This is a genomic window from Rhodococcus sp. RCBS9 (assembly GCF_029457415.1).
GTDB classification, from domain to species: domain Bacteria; phylum Actinomycetota; class Actinomycetes; order Mycobacteriales; family Mycobacteriaceae; genus Rhodococcus_F; species Rhodococcus_F qingshengii.
Genome location: NZ_CP120422.1, coordinates 5,980,835 through 6,005,000, shown reverse-complemented (window position 1 = coordinate 6,005,000; position 24,166 = coordinate 5,980,835). Strand labels below are relative to the sequence as shown.

Below are 24,166 nucleotides of genomic sequence, written 5' to 3'. Positions count from 1 at the left end.
CCCTAAGCGTGTACTAAGTGGAAAAGGATGTGGGGTCGCGAAGACAACCAGGAGGTTGGCTTAGAAGCAGCCACCCTTGAAAGAGTGCGTAATAGCTCACTGGTCAAGTGATCCTGCGCCGACAATGTAGCGGGGCTCAAGTACACCACCGAAGCTGCGGCATTCACGCAATAGCCCCCAGTTGATCCAAGGATTTTCTGGCAGGTGTGTGGATGGGTAGGGGAGCGTCGTGTGGCCATGGAAGCGGCAGGGTGACCTAGCCGTGGAGGCCACACGAGTGAGAATGCAGGCATGAGTAGCGAAAGACGAGTGAGAAACTCGTCCGCCGAATGACCAAGGGTTCCTGGGCCAGGTTAATCCGCCCAGGGTGAGTCGGGACCTAAGACGAGGCCGACAGGCGTAGCCGATGGACAACGGGTTGATATTCCCGTACCCGTGTGAACGCGCCCATGGTGAATCAGTGATACTAACCATCCTGAAGCCACGAGAAGACCTTCGGGTCTCGAGTTGGTGGATGCATGGGACCTGATCTGGTAGTAGCCAAGCGATGGGGTGACGCAGGAAGGTAGCTGAGCCAGTCAGTGGTAATACTGGTGTAAGCGTGTAGGGCGTGACCTAGGCAAATCCGGGTCGCACATAGCCTGAGACGTGATGCGTAGCCGATTGAGGCGAATTCAGTGATCCTATGCTGCCGAGAAAAGCCTCTAGCGAGCTTTCACACGGCCCGTACCCCAAACCGACACAGGTGGTCAGGTAGAGAATACTAAGGCGATCGAGATAACTATGGTTAAGGAACTCGGCAAAATGCCCCCGTAACTTCGGGAGAAGGGGGGCCCTGTCTGGTGACGACATTTACTGTCTGAGCTGGGTGGGGCCGCAGAGACCAGTGAGAAGCGACTGTTTACTAAAAACACAGGTCCGTGCGAAGTCGTAAGACGATGTATACGGACTGACGCCTGCCCGGTGCTGGAAGGTTAAGAGGACCGGTTAGTTCCTTCGGGAGCGAAGCTGAGAATTTAAGCCCCAGTAAACGGCGGTGGTAACTATAACCATCCTAAGGTAGCGAAATTCCTTGTCGGGTAAGTTCCGACCTGCACGAATGGCGTAACGACTTCTCAGCTGTCTCAACCGTAGACTCGGCGAAATTGCATTACGAGTAAAGATGCTCGTTACGCGCGGCAGGACGAAAAGACCCCGGGACCTTCACTACAGCTTGGTATTGGTGTTCGGTTCGGTTTGTGTAGGATAGGTGGGAGACTGTGAAACGGTGACGCCAGTTATCGTGGAGTCGTTGTTGAAATACCACTCTGATCGAATTGGACCTCTAACCTCGGACCATGATCTGGTTCAGGGACAGTGCCTGGTGGGTAGTTTAACTGGGGCGGTTGCCTCCCAAAATGTAACGGAGGCGCCCAAAGGTTCCCTCAGCCTGGTTGGCAATCAGGTGTCGAGTGCAAGTGCACAAGGGAGCTTGACTGTGAGACTGACAGGTCGAGCAGGGACGAAAGTCGGGACTAGTGATCCGGCACCGGCAAGTGGAAGCGGTGTCGCTCAACGGATAAAAGGTACCCCGGGGATAACAGGCTGATCTTCCCCAAGAGTCCATATCGACGGGATGGTTTGGCACCTCGATGTCGGCTCGTCGCATCCTGGGGCTGGAGTAGGTCCCAAGGGTTGGGCTGTTCGCCCATTAAAGCGGCACGCGAGCTGGGTTTAGAACGTCGTGAGACAGTTCGGTCTCTATCCGCCGCGCGCGTTAGAAACTTGAGGAAGGCTGTCCCTAGTACGAGAGGACCGGGACGGACGAACCTCTGGTGTGCCAGTTGTTCCGCCAGGAGCACCGCTGGTTAGCTACGTTCGGAAGGGATAACCGCTGAAAGCATCTAAGCGGGAAGCCTGTTCCAAGATGAGGTTTCTCACCCCCTCGAGGGGTAAGGCCCCCGGCAGACCACCGGGTTGATAGGCCAGAACTGGAAGTGCAGTAATGCATGCAGGTGACTGGTACTAATAGGCCGAGGACTTACCACAAAGAAGCTACGCGTCCACTGTGCGGTATCTGAAACAACACACAGATACTGATGAGAAACCCTGTTTTCTCCATCCCCCAACACCAGAAACTGGTGTTGACGGGTGGTGAAACCAGGTGATCAGAAGAAGGTTACTGTGACAGTTTCATAGAGTTACGGCGGTCATAGCGAAGGGGAAACGCCCGGTCCCATTCCGAACCCGGAAGCTAAGCCCTTCAGCGCCGATGGTACTGCACTCGACAGGGTGTGGGAGAGTAGGACACCGCCGAACACCCGTTAACCGAAAGGGGACCCAACATATTGGGTCCCCTTTCGTGCGTTGTATGAGAGGAATGACTGTGTCGGAGAATGGCGACGAGCGTCGGTCCTTCCGTGGGGGAGGAGCGCCTCGATCAGGTGGCCCCCGTCGTGACAACGACGGGCGTGGATCACGCGGCGCTGCAGGCGGAGACCGCCGCGGTGGTGCCGGAGACAACAACCGTGGCGGTGCTGGAAACAGTAACCGCGGCGGCGGATTCAACGGCGGACAGCGTCGCGGCGGCGAGGGTGGGTTCACCCCTCGTGGACGCGATGGCGACCGCAACCGTCAGCAAGCACGACCTGACGAACCGGATTTGCCCGACAACGTAGAGCCCACGGAGTTGGACCCGGCCGTTCGTCGGGATCTGCTCAGCCTCGACAAGGACAACGCCAACACGGTTGCGCGTCACCTCGTCATGGCGGGCAAGCTCGTCGACGAAGATCCGGAACTCGCACTGCTCCACGCTCGCGCTGCCCGTCAGCGCGCCGGCCGAATTGCGGTCGTTCGTGAAGCTGCCGGAATCACCGCGTACCACGCCGGTGAATGGGCTGAAGCTCTCTCCGAGCTTCGTGCTGCCCGTCGAATGGCTGGCGGACCGGGTCTGATCGCTGTCATGGCCGACTGCGAACGCGGTTTGGGTCGACCCGAACGCGCGATCGAGCTCGGCCGTAGCGACGAGGCTGCCCTGCTTTCGGGCGACGAGGCGTCTGAGTTGAGGATCGTCGTCGCGGGCGCCCGCATGGATCTCGGTCAGTTCGATCAGGCAGTTGTCACACTGCAGACCAAGGATCTGGACGCAGCGCGTACCGGTGAAGCTGCGGCTCGGCTGTTCTACGCCTACGCCGATGCCCTCGTTGCAGCTGGTCGTGTCGAAGACGGACTGAAGTGGTTCCTCAACGCTGCAGCTGCTGACCTCGAGGGTGACACGGATGCTGAAGAACGGGTGGCCGAGTTGACCGGAGAAGATCAGTGACCGTGCTTCGTACTCAGTACGACGTACTTTTGCTCGATCTCGATGGCACTCTGTACGCCGGAGCTCATGCGATTCCCGGCACCCAGGCCGCTCTCGGTCAGGGCACGCAGGCCTTGTACTACGTGACCAACAATGCGAGTCGCTCGCCTTCGGCAGTGTCGGCGCATCTGACCGAACTCGGTTTCGATTCCGAAGACGATCGTGTCGTCACCAGTTCTCAGACGGCAGTGCGTCTGCTGTCGGAGCGTCTCGAACCCGGTGCCGCTGTGCTCGTCGTCGGTACCGACGCATTGGCCGACGAGGTGACGCGCGTCGGGTTGCTTCCGGTGCGCGAATTCGCGGATTCTCCGGTTGCTGTCGTTCAAGGACATTCGACGGAGACCAACTGGTCGATCCTTGCCGAGGCGTGCTTGGCGATCCGGGCCGGTGCGCTGTGGGTAGCGGCAAACCTGGACACAACACTGCCGTCGGAGCGGGGTTTGGTGCTGGGCAACGGCTCGATGGTGGCAGCTCTACGCGCTGCGACCAAGCAGGAACCGTTGGTGGCAGGTAAGCCTGCTGCACCGCTGATGGAGGACGCGCTCGCTCGCAGCGGGTGCTCGCGTCCACTGGTGGTCGGTGATCGTTTGGACACCGATATCGAAGGCGCACAAGCTGTTTCGATCGACTCGTTGTTGGTTCTCACCGGTGTGAGCACGCCGGGTGACGTACTGCGGGCTCCGGTTGAGCAGCGCCCCACCTACATTGCAGCAACTCTGGATTCGCTCAATCAGCCGGCCGTCGAATCGCTGGTCGGTGCGGACTCCAAGTGGTCTGTCTCCGTGAACGGGTCGGCGCTGGTTGTCGACGGCCCGGTTGTCGGGGACGAGATGTCGCTTCTACGCGCGGTTGCGCCTGTCGCATGGGCTAATCCGTCGTTCCGGACCCTGGAAGCGTCGGATGCCGGCGTGGCGGATCTGTTTGCATCCTGGCTCGTCTGATCTCTCGCAAATGTGTTCGACTCGCGGGGGTGCGGGTGTATGCGTAACCGAGAGTCATGCACTAACGTTGTGCCCGATGAGCACGCCGACACCGCACCCCGGAAACACGAGTAACGGATCTCCGTTGCCCGGGCCACGCCCTTCCGTCGATCCGGAACGCATACGTTCTGACGTCGACGGTTTGCTGGCGCGCCTCGGTGGCATCGAACAGGATCCGAACGATCAGCACGGAGCAGGTGTGATTCCGCAGAAGGCACATATTTTGGAACAGGCACACGAGGTGCTCGTCCAGGCACTCGCCTCTGTGGACAGGGCTTGACGTGGCACGTAGAGCACGGGTGGACGCCGAACTTGTCCGTCGCGGACTCGCACGGTCACGAGATCATGCGCAAGAACTGATTTCCGCCGGGCGAGTTCTCATCTCGGGAGCCGTTGCGACCAAGCCTGCGACGGCGATCGAAGCCGGAACGCCACTTCGGGTCGTCGAGGTGGAGCAGGAAGTTTCGTGGGCGTCGCGAGGTGCTCACAAACTGATCGGCGCACTCGACGCCTTCGGTGCCGAAGGATTGACGGTCGAAGGTCGCCGTTGCCTCGACGCCGGCGCATCCACCGGTGGGTTCACCGATGTTCTGCTGACGCGTGGTGCGAAGGAAGTTGTCGCAGTCGACGTCGGCTACGGACAACTGGTGTGGCGCCTGCAGTCCGATGACCGGGTGCACGTCATCGACCGAACCAATGTTCGTGCAATTGATGCAGAGACCATCGGCGGAACTGTCGATCTCGTTGTCGCGGACTTGTCGTTCATTTCTCTCAAACTTGTACTCGGGGCGTTTGTCGCCTGTACTGCTGACGGCGCGGACCTGGTTCCGATGGTCAAGCCTCAGTTCGAGGTGGGCAAGGACCGCGTCGGTGCCGGTGGCGTCGTACGAGATCCGGAATTGCGAATCTCGGCTGTGCTCGACGTGTCGGAGGCTGCTGCAAAGGTAGGTCTGCGGACGTTAGGTGTTGTGGCCAGCCCATTGCCCGGTCCGTCGGGAAATGTCGAGTATTTCCTGTGGCTTCGAAAGACAGGTTCGCCCGGTGATCACGAGCCGGACACCGAGGGAATTCCTTCGGTGGAGGACATGATTCGCAAGGCTGTAGAGGAAGGGCCCCAGTGAACGCGGTCACGAACGGCGAGTCGCGCGAGATCCTTCTTGTCGCACACCCTGGTCGACGTGACATCACGGAAACCGCCAAACGAGTCGGGAAGATTTTCGAACGGGCGGGAATCGGGCTGCGAGTCCTCGTCGACGAAGCAGACAGCTCGCGCATCGAAGCAATGACGGAACCCGCGGGCTTCTCTGCGCCGGGTCTCGACGTCACGGTTGTTCATCCCGGCCCTGATGCTGCCGTCGGATGCGAGTTAGTTCTGGTTCTCGGTGGTGACGGCACATTTCTGCGCGCCGCCGAACTCGCTCAAGAAGCGTCCATTCCGGTACTGGGCATCAACCTCGGACGGATCGGATTTCTGGCAGAGACCGAGGCCGAGCATCTCGACGAGGCGCTCGCACAGGTAGTTCGCAAGGAATATCGCGTCGAGTCCCGTATGACACTCGACGTTGTGATTCGGGTGGACGACGAGATCATCGATCGCGGGTGGGCGCTCAACGAGGCCAGTATCGAGAATCGTTCGCGTCTGGGAGTTCTCGAAGTTGTCCTCGAAGTCGACGGCCGACCGGTGTCTGCCTTCGGTTGCGACGGTGTTCTCGTGTCCACTCCTACAGGCTCGACTGCTTACGCATTTTCCGCAGGCGGCCCTGTCGTGTGGCCCGAACTCGAAGCTTTGCTCGTCGTACCCAGCAACGCGCACGCGCTGTTCGCGCGGCCGTTGGTCACCAGCCCGAATTCGATCATCGCGGTGGAGACCGTCGCCGGTAGCCACGACGGCCTGGTCTTCTGCGACGGTCGTCGTACGTTGGAACTGCCTGCCGGCGCTCGCGTCGAGATCGTTCGCGGCGCCACTCCCGTCAAGTGGGTCCGGTTGGACTCTGCGCCCTTCGCTGATCGGATGGTTCGCAAGTTCGAGCTTCCGGTTACCGGATGGAGAGGAAGGAAGCCTTAATCGTGCTCGCAGAGATCCGTATCGACAGTCTTGGTGTGATCTCCGAGGCCAGCGCCCAGTTCCACGAGGGCCTGACCGTCCTGACCGGTGAAACCGGCGCAGGTAAAACGATGGTCGTCACCAGCTTGCACCTCCTCAGCGGAGCGCGAGCCGATGCCGGGCGGGTGCGGTTGGGCGCGTCGCGAGCCGTCGTCGAAGGACGATTCATCGCCGACGACGTCTCACCGGCCACCGAGCGTGAGATCGTCCGAATCCTGGAATCGTCCGGCGCCGAGCGCGACGAGGACGGGACCATCATCGCCGTCCGGACAGTCGGCAGCGACGGCCGCTCACGGGCTCATCTCGGCGGACGAAGCGTGCCGGCGGGAGTTCTCTCCGAATTCACGGACCCACTTCTGACTGTCCACGGGCAGAACGATCAGCTGCGATTGCTTCGTCCCGACCAGCAACGCAATGCGCTGGACCGCTTCGGGGACAAGGCAATCGGAACGCTGCTGACGAGGTACCGCAAACACCGTCGTGAATGGCTCGATGCTCGTTCGGAGTTGATCGAACGCACGTCGAAGGCTCGTGAACTGGCGCAAGAAGCAGATCAGTTGACCTTCGCGCTCAACGAAATCGACGGCGTGGCACCCGAGCCAGGCGAGGACACGGCGATAGTTGCCGAAGTTCGACGACTCAGTGAACTCGATTCGCTCCGCTCGGCTGCGGAAGAGGCGCACGCTGCGCTCGCCGGTAGTGACGACATGGCAAGCGGCGACGTCGGGGTCATGCCGGCGCTAGACCTGATGTCCGAAGCGCGGGCGCGTATCGAGTCGGTCACCGACGCAGATCTGGACGGCCTCGGTTCCCGGTTGGCCGACGCTATTGCCGTCGTCACCGATGTTGCCGGTGACCTGAACACCTATCTGTCCGGGCTGCCCGCAGACCCGGGTGCGCTGGACTCTTTGCTGTCGCGGCAATCGGAACTGAAGACTCTGACTCGCAAGTACGCCGCCGATGTCGACGGGGTTCTCGAATGGGCAGATACCGCTCGCGCTCGTCTGTCCAAACTCGACGTGTCGTCGGATGCGTTGTCGCTGTTGGCCAAGCAGGTCGAGGAGACGGCTGGCCTCACCGCGGAAGCCGCCACAAAGCTGAGCGCCGCGCGAGTCAAGGCAGCGGCAAAGCTCGCCAAAGCCGTCAGCGCGGAACTCGCCGGTCTGGCGATGGGACGTGCGGGTCTCGAGGTGACTGTGCGTTCGCAGCCTGCCGGCCCGCAGGACTCGGCGCCGCTCAGTGTCGGGGGAGTAGACCTTCATGCCGGGTCTGCCGGCGTCGACGAGGTGGAATTTCGTCTGTCTGCGCACAGCGGGGCACCGTCACTTCCGATCAGTAAGAGCGCTTCCGGTGGCGAGCTGTCACGCGTCATGCTGGCGCTCGAGGTTGTTCTCGCTGGTAGCGACACCGGCGCGACGATGGTTTTCGACGAAGTGGACGCGGGGGTCGGTGGTCGCGCTGCTGTCGAGATCGGCCGCCGATTGGCGAAACTTGCTCGTACGCATCAGGTTATCGTCGTCACCCACCTTCCGCAGGTTGCTGCGTTTGCCGACACCCACCTCGTGGTGGACAAGGTCGACGACAAAGGCGGAGTGGTGAGCAGTGGCGTGCGGACCTTGTCGGATTCGGATCGGGTGGTCGAATTGGCTCGTATGTTGGCAGGGCTGGACGACACCGAGACCGGTCGTGCGCACGCCGAAGAACTGCTCGAGATCGCGAATGCGGCCCGCGTCACAGATTGAAGGTTCTGTGGTGTTGGTGTGACTGATGTGGTAGTTGTCGGCGCGCCTCCACCGGTCAACGCGGTTTCAGGTTCATCATCGAAGCCATGAAGATGCCCGGATTGCTCTCACGTAACACCGAATCCTTGCCTGGGATCAGTGGCATCGCCAGGGCCGATCGGAACACGGCGAAGCTTCTACGCCGCGTCGGTCCTGGAGACATCGTGATCCTCGACGAAGTCGACATCGATCGCCGGACCGCCGATGCTCTGGTGAAAGCCGGAGTCATGGCCGTGGTCAACGCGTCGCCGTCGATTTCGGGGCGGTACCCCAACCTCGGACCGGAAGTGATCGTCGCCAACGACATCGTTCTGATCGATGCCGTAGACGGTGACGTCTTCAAGAACGTCAAGGACGGCAGCAAGATCCGCCTGCACGAGGGCGAGATCTTCAACGGCGAGAAGAGCCTCGTCAAGGGCGAAGAGCAGACCGAGGCCGAGATCTCCGATCGGATGATCGAGGCCAAGACCGGCCTGGTCGATCACCTGGAAGCGTTCTCGGGTAACACCATCGAGTTCATCCGCACCGAAAGTCCTTTGCTGATCGACGGAATCGGTGTTCCGGACATCGACATCGACTTGAAGGATCGCCACGTCGTGGTCGTCTCCGACGGACCCGAACACGAGGCAGATCTGAAGAACCTCAAGCCCTTCATCAAGGAGTATTCGCCGATCCTGATCGGTGTCGGCGCAGGTGCGGACGTGTTGAGCAAGGCCGGATACCGCCCCGATCTGATCGTGGGCGACCCGGAAGAGATCACCAGTTCCACCCTCAAGTCCGGCGCGGAAGTTGTACTGCCCGCAGACCAGGACGGTCATGCGGCGGGGCTTTCCCGAATCCAGGATCTCGGTATCGGGGCGATGACGTTCCCGGCGACCTGCTCACCGACCGACCTTGCGTTGCTGCTCGCCGATCACCACGGAGCTTCACTGATCGTGACGGTCGGCAACGTGGTGTCCTTGGACGAGTTCTTCGACCGTGGGCGTCGTGAAAGCAATCCGTCGGCGTTCATGACACGGCTCAAGGTGGGACCGAAACTGGTCGACGCCAAGGCTGTGGCAACGCTGTATCGAAGTCGAGTGTCCGGCGGCGCGATCGCGCTCCTGGTGCTCGCCGCCCTGGTGGCAGTGATCGTCGCCCTGGTCGTGTCCAATGCCGGTAGTGAAGTTCTCGACTGGGCAATCGCAACGTGGAACAGCTTCGCGCTGTGGGTTCAGGGGCTCTTCAAGTGATTTCGATGCGTCAACATGCAATTTCCATAGCGGCAATCTTCCTGGCACTCGCGATCGGCGTGGTGCTCGGTTCCGGAATGCTGTCCAGTGGATTGCTTTCGGGTCTGCGCGACGACAAGGCGGACCTGCAGAACGAGATCGAAGACCTCAATCAACAGTCCAATCAGCTTCAGCAGCAACTCAATTCCGCGGACGGCTTCGATGCCGCTGTCGGCGGTCGCGTCGTGCGTGACAGTCTCGCTGGTCGCACCGTCGTCGTCATCACGGCACCGGACGCCGATCCCGGTGATCTCGACGGTGTCAACCGACTCGTCACTGCCGCCGGCGGTGCCGTGACCGGACGCGTCTCGCTCACCGATTCGTTTGTCGACGCCACCGGTGGTGACCGCTTGCGGACCGTCGTCACCAATGTCATCCCTGCGGGGATCACCCTCAAGACCGGTGCGGTCGATCAGGGCAGTCTCGCGGGTGATCTGCTCGGTTCGGTTCTGCTTCTCAACGGGCAGAACAGCGAGCCGCAGAGCACTCCGGACGAGATGAATCTCGCGCTCGACTCGCTGCGTAGCGCCGGTTTCATCAGCTACGACGACGGAGCGGTCAAGCCGGCTCAACTCGCCGTGGTTCTCACCGGCGACAACAAGAGTGAATCCGACGCAGCCACGGGTAACCGCGGCGCCGTCATCGCCCGGTTCGCCGGTGCTCTCGACGGACGCGGCGCAGGAACGATTCTCGCGGGCCGGCCTGGCTCGGCCGAGGGCAGTGGTCCGGTTGCCGTCGCTCGTGCGGACGCGGCGCTCTCAGCGGGCTTGACGACCATCGACAACATCGATCGGGAGTCGGGCAAGATCACCACGCCGTTGGCGCTGCAGGAACAGTTGAACGGCGGCGCCGGCCGCTACGGCACGGGACCGGGAGCGGCGGCGGTCACCGTCGGCGCACCCACCAACTGAACACCCCGGTATTGATACGCCGGTCACATCGGGGGCGGAAAGTCGGCGCGTTGTAGGCACCGACCCCCGATAGGTGTTACCGTGAAATCCCGTGGGTCGGCAGGCCCCAGCATGCTTCATCAGACCAAGCCCTGCACAGTCGTCACGGGAGCCCCTTTGCCACAGTCACGCACTAACACGCGTACCGCCACCAAGCACATCTTCGTCAGCGGAGGTGTAGCTTCCTCGCTCGGCAAAGGTTTGACCGCCTCGAGCCTGGGACAGTTGTTGACCGCGCGGGGAATGCGCGTGACCATGCAGAAGCTCGATCCCTATCTCAATGTGGATCCGGGCACCATGAACCCCTTCCAGCACGGCGAGGTCTTCGTTACCGAAGACGGTGCCGAGACCGACCTCGACGTCGGACACTACGAGCGGTTCCTCGACCGTGACCTCTCCGGCCAGGCGAACGTCACCACCGGCCAGGTTTACTCGACGGTCATCGCCAAGGAACGCCGCGGCGAGTACCTCGGCGACACCGTTCAGGTCATCCCGCACATCACCGACGAGATCAAGCGTCGCATCCTCGAGATGAGCGGTCCGGATCTGCAGGGACACCGCCCGGACGTCGTGATCACCGAAATCGGTGGCACCGTCGGCGACATCGAATCGCAGCCCTTCCTCGAAGCCGCTCGCCAGGTCCGCCACGACGTCGGCCGCGACAACGTCTTCTTCCTGCACGTCTCCCTCGTGCCGTACCTCGGCCCCTCCGGAGAACTCAAGACCAAGCCCACGCAGCACTCGGTTGCGTCGTTGCGCAGCATCGGCATTCAGCCCGACGCGCTGATCCTTCGTTGCGATCGTGACGTTCCGCAGGGCCTCAAGAACAAGATCGCCCTGATGTGCGACGTGGACGTCGACGCCTGCATCTCGACGCCCGACGCTCCCTCGATCTACGACATCCCGAAGGTTCTGCACCGTGAGGGCCTCGACGCTTACGTCGTTCGCCAGCTCGGACTCCCGTTCCGCGACGTCGACTGGACCGTGTGGGGCAACCTCCTCGATCGTGTTCACCAGCCGCGTGAGACGGTGCGCGTCGCATTGGTCGGCAAGTACGTCGACCTGCCCGACGCATACCTCTCCGTCACCGAGGCACTGCGCGCCGGTGGATTCGCGAACCGGTCCAAGGTCGAGATCTCCTGGGTACCGTCGGACGCCTGTGAGACCGAAGCCGGAGCGCAGGCCGCTCTCGGTGACGTCGACGGTGTTCTGATCCCCGGTGGCTTCGGCATCCGCGGCATCGAAGGCAAGCTCGGCGCGATCCGTTTCGCACGTTCGCGCAAGCTGCCGCTGCTGGGTCTGTGCCTGGGTCTGCAGTGCGTCGTCATCGAAGCTGCTCGTAGCGTCGGCCTCGACGATGCCAACTCGGCCGAGTTCGAGCCGGACACCAAGCATCCGGTCATCTCGACGATGGCTGATCAGGAAGACGTCATCGCCGGTGACGCCGACCTCGGTGGCACCATGCGTCTGGGTGCTTACCCGGCCGTGCTGACCAAGGGTTCCGTCGTCGCTCAGGCCTACGGAACCGAGGACGTTTCCGAGCGTCACCGTCACCGCTACGAGGTCAACAACACCTACCGCGATCGGATTGCCAAGTCCGGCTTGCAGTTCAGCGGAACCTCACCGGACGGTCATCTGGTCGAGTTCGTCGAGTACCCGCGTGAGCAGCATCCGTTCTTCGTTGCCACCCAGGCACACCCGGAGCTCAAGAGCCGCCCGACACGCCCGCATCCGCTGTTCGCCGCCTTCGTCGAAGCAGCGTTGACGTACAAGCTCGAAGAGCGCCTGCCCGTCGACGTCCACGGTGACGAGAAGATCGACACCGCCGCCACCGAGACGGCGCTCGACGCTGCAGTCGAGAACGTGGAAAAGGTCTAGCCACACATGAGCGATCCCGGTCGGCACGAATTCGACACCCTCGGCTCCAAGACGGTCTACACCGGCGCGATCATCGCGTTGCGCGTCGACACCGTTGCGATGCCTGGTGGTCAGCGTGCCGATCGGGAAGTCGTCGAACACCACGGCGCCGTTGCCGTCGTGGCACTGGACGAGCACGACAACCTGGTGCTGATTCACCAGTACCGTCACCCGCTCGGGCACCGGTTGTGGGAAATCCCTGCCGGTCTGCTCGACGCTGCGGGGGAGAGCCCGGTCGAGGCGGCAGCGCGCGAGCTGGGCGAAGAAACCGGACTCGGCGCCGATCGGTGGTCGGTGCTGGTCGATGTCGCTCTCTCACCCGGGTTCACGGACGAGGCGGTTCGCGTCTTCCTCGCCGAGGGGTTGCACGAGGTGGAGCGCGACGATCCCGAACACGAAGAAGCCGATCTCGAGATTTCGCGGGTTCCGCTCGCCGACGCCGTCGACATGGCGCTACGCGGCGACATCGTCAATGCCACAGCGGTATCAGGCATTCTCGCGATCGCCACCGCACGCGCGACGGGAAAGCCGCTACGCCCCGCCGACGCACCGTGGCCCGATCGTCCTCGCGCATTCGGAGAACGCAAGTCGCGAGCCTGAAGTGCTTGCCCGACAGGTGGACTCGTATCTCGACCATCTAGCGGTCGAGCGAGGATCTGCGCGCAATACTCTACTTTCCTATCGCCGCGACCTGAATCGGTACGCGGAGTACCTGCACGGACGCGGCATCGACGACGTCGCGGGCGTGACGGAGAACGACGTCACCGAATTCGTGACACATCTGCGCCTGGGTGACAAAGATTCCGGCGTCGTACCATTGGCGGCCAGTTCGGCAGCACGCACCCTGATCGCGGTTCGCGGATTCCACAAGTTTTCCGCCGCCGAAGGTCTGGTCAGCGTCGACGTGGCCCGAACGGTCAAGCCGCCGACGCCCGGACGCAAGCTGCCCAAGGCCCTGCCTCTCGACGACGTGATCGCCCTGCTCGACGCTTCGGGTGGCGGTGCGGCCGGTGACGGGCCCCGCGACCTGCGGGATCGCGCTCTGCTCGAGCTCCTGTACTCGACCGGAGCGCGAATCACCGAGGCGATCGATCTGGACGTCGACGACATCGATACCGAAACTCGTTCCGTGCTGCTCAAGGGCAAGGGCGGCAAGCAGCGGATCGTCCCCGTCGGCAGGCCGGCGATCGCCGCCGTCGACGCGTATCTCGTCCGCGGGCGCCCCAGCCTGGCGACGCGCGGTGTTCCTGCCCTCTTTCTCAACGCGCGCGGTGGACGCCTCTCGCGTCAGAGTGCATGGCAGATTCTTCAGGACGCGGCCGCGTCGGCCGGGATCAAGGCGGACGTCTCACCCCATACGCTCAGGCACTCGTTTGCCACACACCTGCTCGACGGCGGCGCGGACGTACGCGTCGTGCAGGAACTTCTCGGTCACGCTTCGGTAACCACGACGCAGATCTACACACTGGTCACCGTCACAGCGCTGCGCGAAGTGTGGGCTCAGGCACACCCACGCGCCCGTTAGGCGTTGGTTGGCTCATGCGTGTCTGCGAGACCATTCGGTGATGTAAGCGGTAGCGTTCAAGGAGCGCGAGCGGCCTCCACCGCAGTTTCGGGGGTTTGCCGGCGCCGAGAGCAACCGCCGAAAGAGTAGGGGAGCATCGGACCGTGTCGACATCGCAGCCACCAGCGGCGGAGTCCGCGCCGCCGCATGTCAATGCCCAACTCTTCGAGCGCGTGAACGAATCAGCACCAGCTGTACCCTCCGAACCAGAGGCGATGTTCGAAATAGATACGACGCCAGTAGCCTCTCCACCTGCGGAAACCCTCACCGTTTCCGCGGAAGAACTCGGCCCGACAGGTCGACCGGTCCGCGAGGTACCCCAACCGACACCGTTGGCGCACCACGGACCCGCGATGATCATCGCGATGTGCAACCAGAAGGGCGGCGTCGGCAAGACGACGTCGACCATCAACCTGGGTGCGTCGTTGGCCGAATACGGTCGCCGAGTGCTCCTGGTGGATCTCGATCCCCAAGGCGCGTTGTCTGCTGGACTGGGCGTCCAGCATCACGACCTGGAACTGACCGTCCATAACCTTCTGGTCGAACCGCGTGTGTCCATCGACGATGTGTTGATGCGAACTCGGGTCGACGGCCTCGACCTGCTGCCCAGCAACATCGACCTTTCGGCCGCCGAGATCCAATTGGTCACCGAGGTCGGACGTGAGCAGACCTTGGGACGCGTGTTGCACCCTGTTCTCGATCGGTACGACTACGTGCTCATCGACTGCCAGCCGTCGCTTGGCCTGCTCACCGTGAATGCGTTGGCCTGCGCCGATTCGGTCATCATTCCGATGGAATGCGAGTACTTCAGCCTGCGCGGCCTGGCACTGCTCAACGACACCGTCGAAAAGGTGCACGATCGTCTCAATCCGAAGCTCGAGTTGGCCGGTATCGTCGTCACGATGTTCGACGCTCGGACCCTGCACGCTCGTGAGGTGATGGCGCGAGTCGTCGAAGTGTTCGGCGACGTCGTCTACGACACGGTGATCAACCGCACCGTCCGATTCCCCGAAACCAGCGTCGCCGGTGAGCCGATCACGACGTGGGCGCCGAAATCGGCTGGGGCCGAGGCATATCGAGCATTGGCCCGCGAGGTCATTCACCGGTCTGGTCGTTAGTGGAACTGATTGCATCGCAAGAAGATTCGGTCGAAGTCGAGCCGGATTCGATCGACCCGAACGTGCCGACCGACGCTCAGACCGCAGCCAAGGCTGCCGGTTTTCGAGTCACTCTCCGGAACTTCGAAGGCCCGTTCGATCTGCTGTTGAACCTGATCAATCAACGACAGCTCGATGTCACCGAAGTCGCCCTGCACACCGTCACGGACGATTTCATCGCATACACCAAGGAACTCGGCAGTGCGATGGGCCTCGATCAGACAACAGAGTTTCTGGTCGTCGCGGCCACGCTTCTGGACCTGAAAGCGGCAAGGCTGTTGCCCGCCGGGCAGGTCGAGGACGCGGAGGATCTGGCGCTACTCGAAGCCCGCGACCTTCTCTTCGCGCGACTGCTGCAGTACCGGGCGTACAAACAAGTTGCGGCGCTGTTCGGTGAGTTGGAGGAAGCAGCGCTGCGGCGCTATCCGCGCTCGGTTGCCGTCGAGGATCAGTTCACCGAACTCCTGCCCGAGGTGTTGTTGGGCGTCGATCCTCAGCGTTTTGCGGAGATCGCGGCGACGGTGTTCACACCGCGTCCGGTGCCGACAGTGGGCCTCGATCACCTCCATGTGTCCAATATCTCGATACCCGAACAAGCCGAGCGAATTCTCGAGTTGCTGCGCGAGCGAGGCATAGGGGAGTGGACACCCTTCGGGGACCTCGTTGCCGAGTGTGAGATCACCGTCGAGATAGTCGCAAGATTTCTCGCGTTGCTCGAGTTGTATCGCCGGCAGGTCATTGTGTTCGAGCAACCCGAAGCACTCGGACCGCTGATGGTGAGTTGGACCGGAGACGACCCGGCCGCGCCGGTCACAGAGGAGGACTACGGATGAATGCCGAGCCGACGGAATCAGAGTCTTCGCAGCTAGACGAGATGATCGAGCCTACCGAACACGCCTCGGAGTCCGAAGATTCCGCCCCCGATTTCGAACTCGACGACGATCAACTCGACGCAGTGCTGGAGTCGCTTCTGCTTGTCGTGGATTCGCCGGCCGAAGTGAACCAACTCGCATCTGTCACCGGAACCGCGCCGGAACGAGTCGAAGAACGCCTGACGTCGATGTCAGCCGCATTGACCGCTCGCGGCAGCGGAATGGACCTTCGCTACGCGGGCGACGGATGGCGTCTGTACACGCGACAAGAGTTTGCCCCGTACGTGGAAAAGCTGCTATTGGACGGCGCACGCACCAAATTGACCAGGGCGGCATTGGAAACTTTGGCCGTAGTCGCATACCGTCAACCGTTGACTCGTGCGCGGATCAGTGCGGTACGAGGCGTCAACGTGGACGGGGTGGTACGCACCCTCCTTGCCCGCGGACTGATCGCGGAAGCCGGGCCTGACCCGGACACCAACGCGACACGGTACTCCACGACCGAACTGTTCCTCGAACGGCTCGGCCTGGCCTCGCTCAGCGAGCTCCCGGAGTTGGCCCCGCTCTTGCCTGATGTCGATCTCATCGACGACATCAGCGAAAGCCTGGAATCCGATCCGCGATTTGCGAGAATGAACAAGGCAGACGTGCCCGCTGACGTAGTGGACACCGAAGTCGACGACTGACCGGAATTCCGGCGCTCGTCAGCACCGAGAAAGACCCGACCACGCTCGGGAAACAGTAGAAAACTGACAGGAAAAAAGTGAACAATCCCGCTCGCCGAGATGGCACACCGGACCGTAACAACTCCCGCGACAACCGCGGCGCACGCAGCGATGCCCCCCGTGGTGGTCGCAGCGGCGCACGTAGCGAAGCGCCCCGTGGTGGACGCAGCAACACTTCCCGCAGTACCTCTGGATACGACCGCAATGCCGGATCCGACCGTCCCCGCACGGACGACCGTCGCGGTGGATTCAATGATGACCGTCGCCCGCCGCGCAGTGATGACCGTCGCCCGCCGCGCAGCGACGACCGTCGCCCCGCACGTACGGACGACCGTCGTAGTGGCTACAACGACGATCGGCGCGGCCCGCGCACGGACGATCGCCGCGGACCCCGCAGCGATGACCGCCGTACCCCCCACGTCGACGCCCGTCGCGCACCGCGTGGCGGCGCTGACCGTCGTAGTGAGGATCAGCGCGGCGCACGCCCCGACGCTCCTCGCGGCGGCGCATGGTCGAACGCACCTCGTGGGTCCAAGTTCGACGGACCTCCGCGCAAGCGCCCGGCAGCCCCGACACCGCCGGCGACCAACAAGCGTGGCAAGCCGAAGACCGAGAAGCCGCAGCGCGTCGTCTCTCAGAACCCGTTGGTCTCCAACGCCAAGCCGGCGCGTCATCAGCATGCCGAGATCACCAAGCACGACGGCCCGCCGAAGGGCGACGGCGTCCGCTTGCAGAAGGTACTGGCTCAGGCCGGCGTCGCATCACGCCGCGCTGCTGAAGAACTGATCGATCAGGGTCGCGTCGAGGTCGACGGCCGCATCGTGGTCGAACAGGGTCTGCGTGTCGACCCCGAGAACGCAGTGGTTCGTGTCGACGGCGTCCGCGTCGTCGTGCAGAAGGACCTCGTCTACCTCGCGATGAACAAGCCGCGTGGCTGGCAGTGCACCATGTCCGACGATCTCGGTCGTCCGTGCGTCGGTGACATCGTCTCCGAGCGCGTTCAGTCGGGTCAGCGGCTCTTCCACGTCGGCCGTCTCGACGCCGACACCGAAGGCTTGCTTCTCTTCACCAACGACGGTGACTTGGCTCACCGCCTGATGCACCCGTCGTTCGAGGTTCCGAAGACGTACCTCGCCACGGTTCACGGAGTTGTCGAGCGCAGCACCGGCAAGCAGTTGCGTGACGGCGTCACTCTCGATGACGGTCCGGCCAAGGTGGACGCGTTCACCGTGCTCGAGATCAACGAGGGCAAGACGCTCGTCAAGCTGGTTCTGCACGAGGGCCGTAAGCACATCGTGCGTCGCCTCCTCGATGCCGTCGGTCACCCCGTTGTCCGCCTGGTACGCACCAACGTCGGAGTTGTCGCTCTCGGCGATCAGCGTCCGGGAACGCAGCGCGTCCTCGGACGTAGCGAGGTCGGTGGACTGTACGAGGCGGTCGGCCTGTGACCGATTCGTCCATGCCGCTGGTAGTCGCAATGGACGGACCGTCCGGAACCGGCAAGTCCAGCGTCTCTCGCGCGTTGGCGCAGCGTTTGGGCGCTCGCTACCTCGACACCGGAGCCATCTACCGGATCGCGACCCTGCACGTGCTGCGTCAGGGAATCGATCTGGCGGATTCCGCCGCGATCACGGCCGCCGTTGCGGCGTTGCCATGGTCCATCGGTACCGATCCGAGCAGCGAGCAGGTGCATCTCGACGGCGCGGACGTCAGCGAGGAGATCCGCGGCGACGCGGTCACCAAGGCTGTCTCCGCAGTGTCGGCCGTACCCGAAGTTCGCGACCTGCTGGTCGCCACTCAGCGTGAGTTGGCGGCCGGTGCGGAGCGGATCGTCGTGGAAGGTCGCGACATCGGAACCGTCGTACTCCCCGATGCAGACGTCAAGATCTTCTTGACCGCATCGGCGGAAACCCGTGCGGCACGGCGCAATACGCAGAATATCGGCCAAGGCCGTGAAGACAATTATGAAGCGGTGCTGGCTGATGTGCAGCGCCGTGACCATCTCGATTCGACTCGGGCAGTGTCGCCGTTGCGCCCTGCCGAGGATTCCATTCTGGTGGATACGAGCGAATTGGGAATTGAAGATGTGATCGCCAAGTTGCTGTTGGTGGTCAGCGACAGAACTGGAGCAGTGCAGTGAGCGACGATCTGGTAACCGAATATGCCGGTGACGGAACTTGGTCCGAGGAATCGGAGTGGGATTACGCCGATCTCGAAGCGGACGGCGAAGGCGAAGCGCACATTGCCGTCCCGACCTTGGCTGTTGTCGGTCGACCGAACGTCGGCAAGTCGACACTCGTCAACCGCATCATCGGCCGTCGTGAAGCGGTAGTCGAGGACATCCCCGGCGTTACCCGTGACCGTGTCTCGTACGAGGCGAACTGGGCCGGACGACGCTTCCTCGTCCAGGACACCGGCGGATGGGAGCCCGACGCAAAGGGTCTTCAGCAGGCCGTTGCCCGGCAGGCCGAGTTGGCCATGGGAACGGCTGACGCCATTCTCCTGGTCGTCGACGCCGTTGTCGGCGCTACCGCGACGGACGAAGCTGTGGCTCGCGTGCTTCGCCGCTCGAAGACTCCGGTCATCCTCGTTGCCAACAAGGTGGACGACGGACGCACCGAGTCCGAGGTTGCAGCACTGTGGTCCTTGGGCCTCGGTCAGCCGTACTCCGTGAGTGCGACGCACGGACGCGGTACCGGCGACCTGCTCGACGAGGTTCTCGAGAAGCTGCCGGAAACCCCGCGTGAAGGTATCCCCGGCGGCGGTCCGCGTCGTGTTGCTCTCGTCGGAAAGCCGAACGTCGGAAAGTCCAGCTTGCTCAACAAGCTGTCCGGTGACGAGCGGTCCGTCGTGCACAATGTTGCCGGCACCACCGTCGACCCGGTCGACTCCATCGTCGAACTCGGCGGGCGCCCTTGGCGTTTCGTCGACACGGCTGGTCTGCGCAAGCGCGTCAGCCATGCCAGCGGCGCGGAGTTCTATGCGTCGCTGCGTACGAAGAGCGCGATCGAGGCCGCTGAGGTTGCGATCCTGCTGATCGACGCGCACGAGCCGATCACCGAGCAGGACCTGCGTGTTCTGAGCATGGTGGCCGACACGGGTCGTGCATTGGTGATCGCATTCAACAAGTGGGACCTCGTGGACGAGGACCGTCGACTCATGCTGGACAAGGAAGTGGACCGCGATCTGGTCCGCGTTCCGTGGGCTCAGCGAGTCAACATCTCCGCCCACACCGGTCGCGCCGTGGCGAAGCTCGTGCCGGCTCTCGACACGGCTCTGGAGTCCTGGGACAAGCGCATCCCCACGGGTCGCCTGAACACCTGGCTCAAGGAAGTTGTGGCAGCAACGCCGCCTCCGATGCGTGGTGGTCGCCTTCCTCGCATCATGTTCGCGACGCAGGCAAGCACACGCCCGCCGACATTCGTTCTCTTCACCACGGGCTTCCTCGAGGCCGGCTACCGCCGCTTCATCGAGCGGCGTCTGCGTGAAGAGTTCAACTTCGACGGCAGCCCGATCCGCGTATCCGTCCGAGTGCGCGAGAAGCGTGACCGTAAGGGCCGCTGATTCTGCGTCCAATTCGGTACTGAAACGGCTCTGACCAGCCGATTGGTACTTCGGCCCGTCCCTGATGTAATCTTTCCAAGCGCCCGAAACAAGGGCGTGGGACGGGCTGTGGCGCAGCTTGGTAGCGCACTTGACTGGGGGTCAAGTGGTCGCAGGTTCAAATCCTGTCAGCCCGACCGAAGTTAGATCAAAAAGGCAGTTTCTCAGAAATGAGAAACTGCCTTTTTGTTTGTGCCTTCAAAGGTTCGGCAACGGATCTCGGGGAAGTCCTGCGGCGACGTTCAAGACACGTTGACAAACGCACAAATCAGCTTGAGTCGTCGTCCGGGAACCTTCAGGCCAACTTGAGGTCTAAGCGCTTAACAACATTGGTAGGAAAACTCATGTGTTTGAGCTATGCACTGGGTGATCCAACGGTTGAACCGATTCCATTGTCCTGGGCATGATGGGCACGCTGTGAGGCGTAGACGGGTGGTTGCCGCGATCATCGACTGAGCGTCTAGCTGATAGCCAAACCTTTCGTATCCTTCTATCTAAATGAGGCAGTCAGAACACCCCGAGGTGGGGCAAGTGTTGGAAGTGGGAACTCGTTGTGATGGCTCATCCGGAGCGGAACCTCGTGCTTCACTCGGTCCAAGTGGATCTGCAACCACTTTCGTCGCACACGACGCCGTCGGCCTCGGTGATCCCGCACGCGTGGCCAGATTCGCAGACGAACTCGGTCGGCCCTGAATCTGGGACAATCTCGTTTTGGAGAAACGCATCGCGAACCGTCTGACAATAGTCGGAGTACCCGGTTACGGTGCCGTCCGACCAGGTCGTCTCGATCGGGTTGTACCCGGATTGACAACCGATGATTGTTGCCGGCGTGGGTGTTTCGAGGGTGGTCTCCAGCAGTGTCGTCGTTGTTGGCAGCGGGACTGTCGTGGTTGTGAGTGGTGGAGTCTCGGATGTGGATGTGGATGTGGATGTGGATGTGGGGGAAGGGGGTGCGTCTGAGATGTCTGATGCGACACCACACGCGGATAGCATCAAGGAAAGCGCTCCGACAGATACAGCGGCGAACTTGATTTTCATATCTTTGCTTTCGTTGGTTGTGGTGGATCCGTCCGATTTTGACGAAGTTGTCAGATGGAGCTCTGAGCGCTGCGTGCGTTGACGGTCGCACTAGGGCACGAGGTTTGTTCCTATTATTCTCATTTTCCCGTTGTTCTCATTTTCCCGGTTGAGGCAATAGACCGCGATATTGGTCGGGGCAGAAGCGGACGCGGACTAGACCGTGTAGCCCCAGTCCAATCTATCTCAGGCTCCTGTGACGATTATCCATAAGGGGCTATGTGACTGCAGGTTAATAGCATGTCAACTGATTCAATCTTGTGAGCTTGACCGAAGGTTCTGTACGAGTGGCAACTGCGTTTCAATAGCGCCTCACAGGTTCGGCAACGGATCTCGGGGGAAGTCCTGACGTGATCTCCGCGTCGGCAGCGTTCACGACTGCAACATATTCTTCGTCGGTTTCGCGCTCATCAGAACGTCTGCTGGAAATACGTACCGGATCTCGTCATCTGGATGCAAGTGGGAGCGAAGGCGCGCACGGACACTCGCGGAAACCGGCATGCGCGGAAGGCTAGCTCAGGTTCGCTGACTGAGGCGAATATTGTGAACGGCAACGGTTACTCCGAAGAGCGCGATCAGAATGGCGGTAAAGATTGCTGCCAACCACCACGGCGCCGAACCTGCTGTATTCAGCCAGATGGTCAGTGCACCGAAAATTGTAGTGGGAATGCCGACAGCACGAGACAGGTCGACGTTCCTCGGATTGACCGGCGGTGTTCTCCGCCAATGAAGGCGATGTCCTCGATTCTCACGCAGCATTCGCAGGATGGACCAGACAGTAAGCGGCAGACCAATCGCGAGGATGACCATCCCGCCAATGATCGCCAAAGTGCACCCGTCTCGGAAGTACGTCACGGCAGCGCCCACAACACCTGCAAAACCGATGGCCGTGAATACTTTCCACGCCGGGGTTATGGACTGGCCATGCGGTTGTGTTGCCATGCAAGCACCCTTCCACAAAACATAGTTGAAAACTTCAACCCTGTTGCGGCCGTCGATTGTGCATCAGGGTGACAATCAAACTCGGTAAGCCGTTAACTACTCCGAGTACAGCGACTGCGATACCCGCACTCAAGAGAGGTGCTGTCTCCCAATAGTTGTCGACGATGGCAGATGCTCCGATCAAGCTCGATACCCAGCCCGTGAGTTGAGCACGTCGGACATGTTGTGCCGCTCGCGAGGAGGTCGGTCCTACCGAGAGAGGTAATCTCCGCCCCTTTCGAGTCGTAATTGCTTTCTTCTCCGGAGCGCAATTTCGCCTTCTGGCATGATCTCTTCGTATGATTGGGATTCGGATCGCGTGGGTTGTATTGGCGGTCGCCACCGGGATTCTGGGATCCGCGACGGCACAGTGGCCGCTGTACGAGATCACCGATTGCGAAATAGGCCTCGGCCCGCTCAGTTCTGCCGATTGTTACCGCTCGATTCACGACTATTTCGGGCGGGAGCTCTTCTTGGTGCTGGCGTTGCCGGTGGCTCTGTGCGTTATTCCAGCCGTGATCCCACGACCATTAGTTTCCTGGATCGTCTCGGCGACAATGCTTTGCGCTGCAGTACTGGGTTTCTTTACCGCTTTCAGCTCTGGTATGCCTTCTCTGCTGTCGATGGTGGGGAGCCTCCCTGCTGCAGTGCTGGCATTGGTACTTGCTGCGGTGCATCAGGGGATCGCATTGCGCAACAAGGGCGCCATTGCGCGTGCGCGCAGTGGGGTTCGCGATACGCAGCCGAGTGAGTGATCAGTCGGGGCTGAAGAACAGTTCCATCGAGATCCAGAACCACGCCACCATTGCTGCCACAGAAAGGAACGCGAGCACCAATGGCAACGCGAATTGCCTGCCGGTGCGGCTGGGAATAGTCATAAGTCCGAGAATGACGAACACGGCGGCAGGCGCCGCCCAACTTATCCAGTAGGTGAGCGGTGGCGGGTTGGGGCCGAACGACGTGAACGAACGGTTCGGATAAAGCTGCGGCTGCGGGACATCGGCGAAGTGTTGCCACAGGAGTACCAATGGCAGGTAGCCGAACAGTCCCAGTAGGAGGCCGACGACGAGTCCCGCGAAGATTCGTTCGCCCCTCATCTCAACGCACCCGTCCGAATCAATCGTCCCACTGCCTATGCGACTTCTGGTAAGTCACGAGGCTGAATCCGTAGAGCCCACGCCCGGGCCGCAACGAACGTCATGGCCAATACGAGAACGACCAGCAGTACGACCGCGATCCAGGTGGGAGTGGTGGTGGAAAAGCCCAGCCTCCACGCAGTACCGACACCTACAGTCGTCGCCGCCAACGCCCCGACCGGAAGCATCGCCGCGACCGCTCGCGTCGTGCGAACAGTAAGTCGATCCCCGGCAGCGCGAAGAACTCCGAACACGGCGGCGACCGAAAGGCCATAGGCCAGAAGACCGCTGACGGCGTAGACCAGGAGCGGGGACCATCCCATATCAACCGACCCGGTGAATGCCATGCCGATCAAGACCAACAGGGGCGTCAGCCCAAGCGTGACGCCTGCGATGCCTGCCACCACAGTTCGAACCAGTCGATTGTCTTGGCTTCCGGAGATTCGCACGCCCGCGAGGCGGAGCACGAACCCGGTCAGCGCGCCCAGAAGGGCGCCGATCACCGCAGCCTCGATGGGCCAGGTCCATTGCGATTCACCCGCGAAGCCCGAGATTGTGGTGCCACCCGAAAAGAGGGTGATCGTGGCGGACGCCTGTGCCGATCCCTGTGTCAGCGCCGCCGTGACGATGGCAACGGTCGCACCGAACAAAGCAAACCCGAGTGCCTGTTTCCACATCTAGCCATCTTGACCCATCCCGCGGGAGAAT

21 protein-coding genes, 1 tRNA gene and 2 rRNA genes (1 of these 24 only partly in view) are annotated in these 24,166 nt (G+C 61.9%); 21 read left to right on the top strand and 3 right to left on the bottom strand.

The window, feature by feature from the left end:
- From P0M12_RS28060 to P0M12_RS27965, 20 genes are all read left to right on the top strand, one after another.
- A 23S ribosomal RNA gene (locus tag P0M12_RS28060) occupies nt 1–2,028 on the top strand; it begins 1,106 nt to the left of the window's first position.
- A 153-nt stretch (nt 2,029–2,181) separates the two neighbouring features.
- Nucleotides 2,182–2,298, top strand: a 5S ribosomal RNA gene (gene rrf, locus P0M12_RS28055).
- A gap of 61 nt (nt 2,299–2,359) precedes the next feature.
- Nucleotides 2,360–3,301: a hypothetical protein gene (locus P0M12_RS28050; protein ID WP_073513327.1), complete on the top strand. Its 942-nt coding sequence runs from the start codon at nt 2,360–2,362 to the stop codon at nt 3,299–3,301.
- Nucleotides 3,298–4,281 carry an HAD-IIA family hydrolase gene (locus P0M12_RS28045; RefSeq protein WP_007731903.1) on the top strand — a complete coding sequence of 328 codons (984 nt, stop codon included), beginning with the start codon at nt 3,298–3,300 and terminating at the stop codon, nt 4,279–4,281. The genes P0M12_RS28050 and P0M12_RS28045 overlap by 4 nt, the downstream gene beginning before the upstream one ends.
- A gap of 76 nt (nt 4,282–4,357) precedes the next feature.
- Complete coding sequence (locus P0M12_RS28040) at nt 4,358–4,600, top strand: hypothetical protein (protein WP_003946140.1); 243 nt, start codon at nt 4,358–4,360, stop codon at nt 4,598–4,600.
- Between the two features lies 1 nt (nt 4,601).
- On the top strand, nt 4,602–5,441 hold the full coding sequence (locus P0M12_RS28035) for a TlyA family RNA methyltransferase (protein WP_003946142.1): 840 nt from the start codon (nt 4,602–4,604) through the stop codon (nt 5,439–5,441).
- The gene (locus tag P0M12_RS28030) at nt 5,438–6,385 is read left to right on the top strand and encodes an NAD kinase (protein WP_003946132.1); all 948 of its coding nucleotides are present in this window, start codon (nt 5,438–5,440) and stop codon (nt 6,383–6,385) included. The genes P0M12_RS28035 and P0M12_RS28030 overlap by 4 nt, the downstream gene beginning before the upstream one ends.
- Nucleotides 6,386–6,387: 2 nt before the next feature.
- Nucleotides 6,388–8,166, top strand: a complete 1,779-nt coding sequence (recN, locus tag P0M12_RS28025) for a DNA repair protein RecN (RefSeq protein ID WP_003946143.1) — start codon at nt 6,388–6,390, stop codon at nt 8,164–8,166.
- Between the two features lie 86 nt (nt 8,167–8,252).
- On the top strand, nt 8,253–9,437 hold the full coding sequence (gene steA, locus P0M12_RS28020; RefSeq protein WP_007731902.1) for a putative cytokinetic ring protein SteA: 1,185 nt from the start codon (nt 8,253–8,255) through the stop codon (nt 9,435–9,437).
- On the top strand, nt 9,434–10,387 hold the full coding sequence (locus P0M12_RS28015) for a copper transporter (RefSeq protein WP_007731900.1): 954 nt from the start codon (nt 9,434–9,436) through the stop codon (nt 10,385–10,387). The genes steA and P0M12_RS28015 overlap by 4 nt, the downstream gene beginning before the upstream one ends.
- A gap of 156 nt (nt 10,388–10,543) precedes the next feature.
- Nucleotides 10,544–12,304, top strand: coding sequence for a CTP synthase (locus P0M12_RS28010; RefSeq protein WP_003946139.1), 1,761 nt, complete (start codon nt 10,544–10,546; stop codon nt 12,302–12,304).
- A gap of 6 nt (nt 12,305–12,310) precedes the next feature.
- On the top strand, nt 12,311–12,943 hold the full coding sequence (locus P0M12_RS28005; RefSeq protein ID WP_019748589.1) for an NUDIX hydrolase: 633 nt from the start codon (nt 12,311–12,313) through the stop codon (nt 12,941–12,943).
- A gap of 1 nt (nt 12,944) precedes the next feature.
- Nucleotides 12,945–13,868, top strand: coding sequence for a site-specific tyrosine recombinase XerD (gene xerD / locus P0M12_RS28000; protein ID WP_007731892.1), 924 nt, complete (start codon nt 12,945–12,947; stop codon nt 13,866–13,868).
- A 143-nt stretch (nt 13,869–14,011) separates the two neighbouring features.
- Nucleotides 14,012–15,025, top strand: a complete 1,014-nt coding sequence (locus P0M12_RS27995) for a ParA family protein (protein WP_003946138.1) — start codon at nt 14,012–14,014, stop codon at nt 15,023–15,025.
- Nucleotides 15,026–15,075: 50 nt separating this feature from the next.
- Nucleotides 15,076–15,897, top strand: a complete 822-nt coding sequence (locus P0M12_RS27990) for a segregation/condensation protein A (RefSeq protein ID WP_046379919.1) — start codon at nt 15,076–15,078, stop codon at nt 15,895–15,897.
- 41 nt (nt 15,898–15,938) lie between these two features.
- Nucleotides 15,939–16,622: an SMC-Scp complex subunit ScpB gene (scpB, locus tag P0M12_RS27985; protein WP_037127047.1), complete on the top strand. Its 684-nt coding sequence runs from the start codon at nt 15,939–15,941 to the stop codon at nt 16,620–16,622.
- A gap of 77 nt (nt 16,623–16,699) precedes the next feature.
- The gene (locus P0M12_RS27980; protein WP_277377154.1) at nt 16,700–18,109 is read left to right on the top strand and encodes a pseudouridine synthase; all 1,410 of its coding nucleotides are present in this window, start codon (nt 16,700–16,702) and stop codon (nt 18,107–18,109) included.
- Between the two features lie 11 nt (nt 18,110–18,120).
- Entirely contained in the window at nt 18,121–18,801 is a 681-nt protein-coding gene (cmk, locus tag P0M12_RS27975) for a (d)CMP kinase (RefSeq protein WP_172827088.1), read from the top strand.
- Nucleotides 18,798–20,225: a ribosome biogenesis GTPase Der gene (der, locus tag P0M12_RS27970; RefSeq protein WP_003946199.1), complete on the top strand. Its 1,428-nt coding sequence runs from the start codon at nt 18,798–18,800 to the stop codon at nt 20,223–20,225. The genes cmk and der overlap by 4 nt, the downstream gene beginning before the upstream one ends.
- 102 nt (nt 20,226–20,327) lie before the next feature.
- A tRNA-Pro gene (locus tag P0M12_RS27965) sits at nt 20,328–20,401 on the top strand.
- A 1,456-nt stretch (nt 20,402–21,857) separates the two neighbouring features.
- Here the strand turns inward: P0M12_RS27965 and P0M12_RS27960 are convergent.
- Nucleotides 21,858–22,283 (bottom strand): hypothetical protein, encoded by a 426-nt coding sequence (locus P0M12_RS27960; RefSeq protein WP_064444631.1) that lies wholly within the window; start codon nt 22,281–22,283, stop codon nt 21,858–21,860.
- A 338-nt stretch (nt 22,284–22,621) separates the two neighbouring features.
- Here P0M12_RS27960 and P0M12_RS27955 point away from each other — a divergent pair, with 338 nt between their 5' ends.
- Nucleotides 22,622–23,077: a hypothetical protein gene (locus tag P0M12_RS27955; RefSeq protein WP_021333520.1), complete on the top strand. Its 456-nt coding sequence runs from the start codon at nt 22,622–22,624 to the stop codon at nt 23,075–23,077.
- On the opposite strand, the gene P0M12_RS27950 is transcribed toward P0M12_RS27955, so the two are convergent.
- The gene (locus P0M12_RS27950; protein WP_042451032.1) at nt 23,078–23,419 is read right to left on the bottom strand and encodes a hypothetical protein; all 342 of its coding nucleotides are present in this window, start codon (nt 23,417–23,419) and stop codon (nt 23,078–23,080) included.
- A 35-nt stretch (nt 23,420–23,454) separates the two neighbouring features.
- Nucleotides 23,455–24,135, bottom strand: a complete 681-nt coding sequence (locus tag P0M12_RS27945; protein WP_277377153.1) for a hypothetical protein — start codon at nt 24,133–24,135, stop codon at nt 23,455–23,457.
- Between the last annotated feature and the right edge of the window lie 31 nt (nt 24,136–24,166).

Bases quoted from the DNA above. Each gene is read 5' to 3' on its own strand.
- P0M12_RS27950 (WP_042451032.1), bottom strand. From the start codon at position 23,419: ATGAGGGGCGAACGAATCTTCGCGGGACTCGTCGTCGGCCTCCTACTG.
- P0M12_RS28005 (WP_019748589.1), top strand. From the start codon at position 12,311: ATGAGCGATCCCGGTCGGCACGAATTCGACACCCTCGGCTCCAAGACG.
- cmk (WP_172827088.1), top strand. From the start codon at position 18,121: ATGCCGCTGGTAGTCGCAATGGACGGACCGTCCGGAACCGGCAAGTCC.
- P0M12_RS28050 (WP_073513327.1), top strand. From the start codon at position 2,360: ATGACTGTGTCGGAGAATGGCGACGAGCGTCGGTCCTTCCGTGGGGGA.
- P0M12_RS27955 (WP_021333520.1), top strand. From the start codon at position 22,622: ATGATTGGGATTCGGATCGCGTGGGTTGTATTGGCGGTCGCCACCGGG.
- scpB (WP_037127047.1), top strand. From the start codon at position 15,939: ATGATCGAGCCTACCGAACACGCCTCGGAGTCCGAAGATTCCGCCCCC.
- P0M12_RS27945 (WP_277377153.1), bottom strand. From the start codon at position 24,135: ATGTGGAAACAGGCACTCGGGTTTGCTTTGTTCGGTGCGACCGTTGCC.
- P0M12_RS27960 (WP_064444631.1), bottom strand. From the start codon at position 22,283: ATGGCAACACAACCGCATGGCCAGTCCATAACCCCGGCGTGGAAAGTA.
- P0M12_RS28040 (WP_003946140.1), top strand. From the start codon at position 4,358: ATGAGCACGCCGACACCGCACCCCGGAAACACGAGTAACGGATCTCCG.
- steA (WP_007731902.1), top strand. From the start codon at position 8,253: ATGAAGATGCCCGGATTGCTCTCACGTAACACCGAATCCTTGCCTGGG.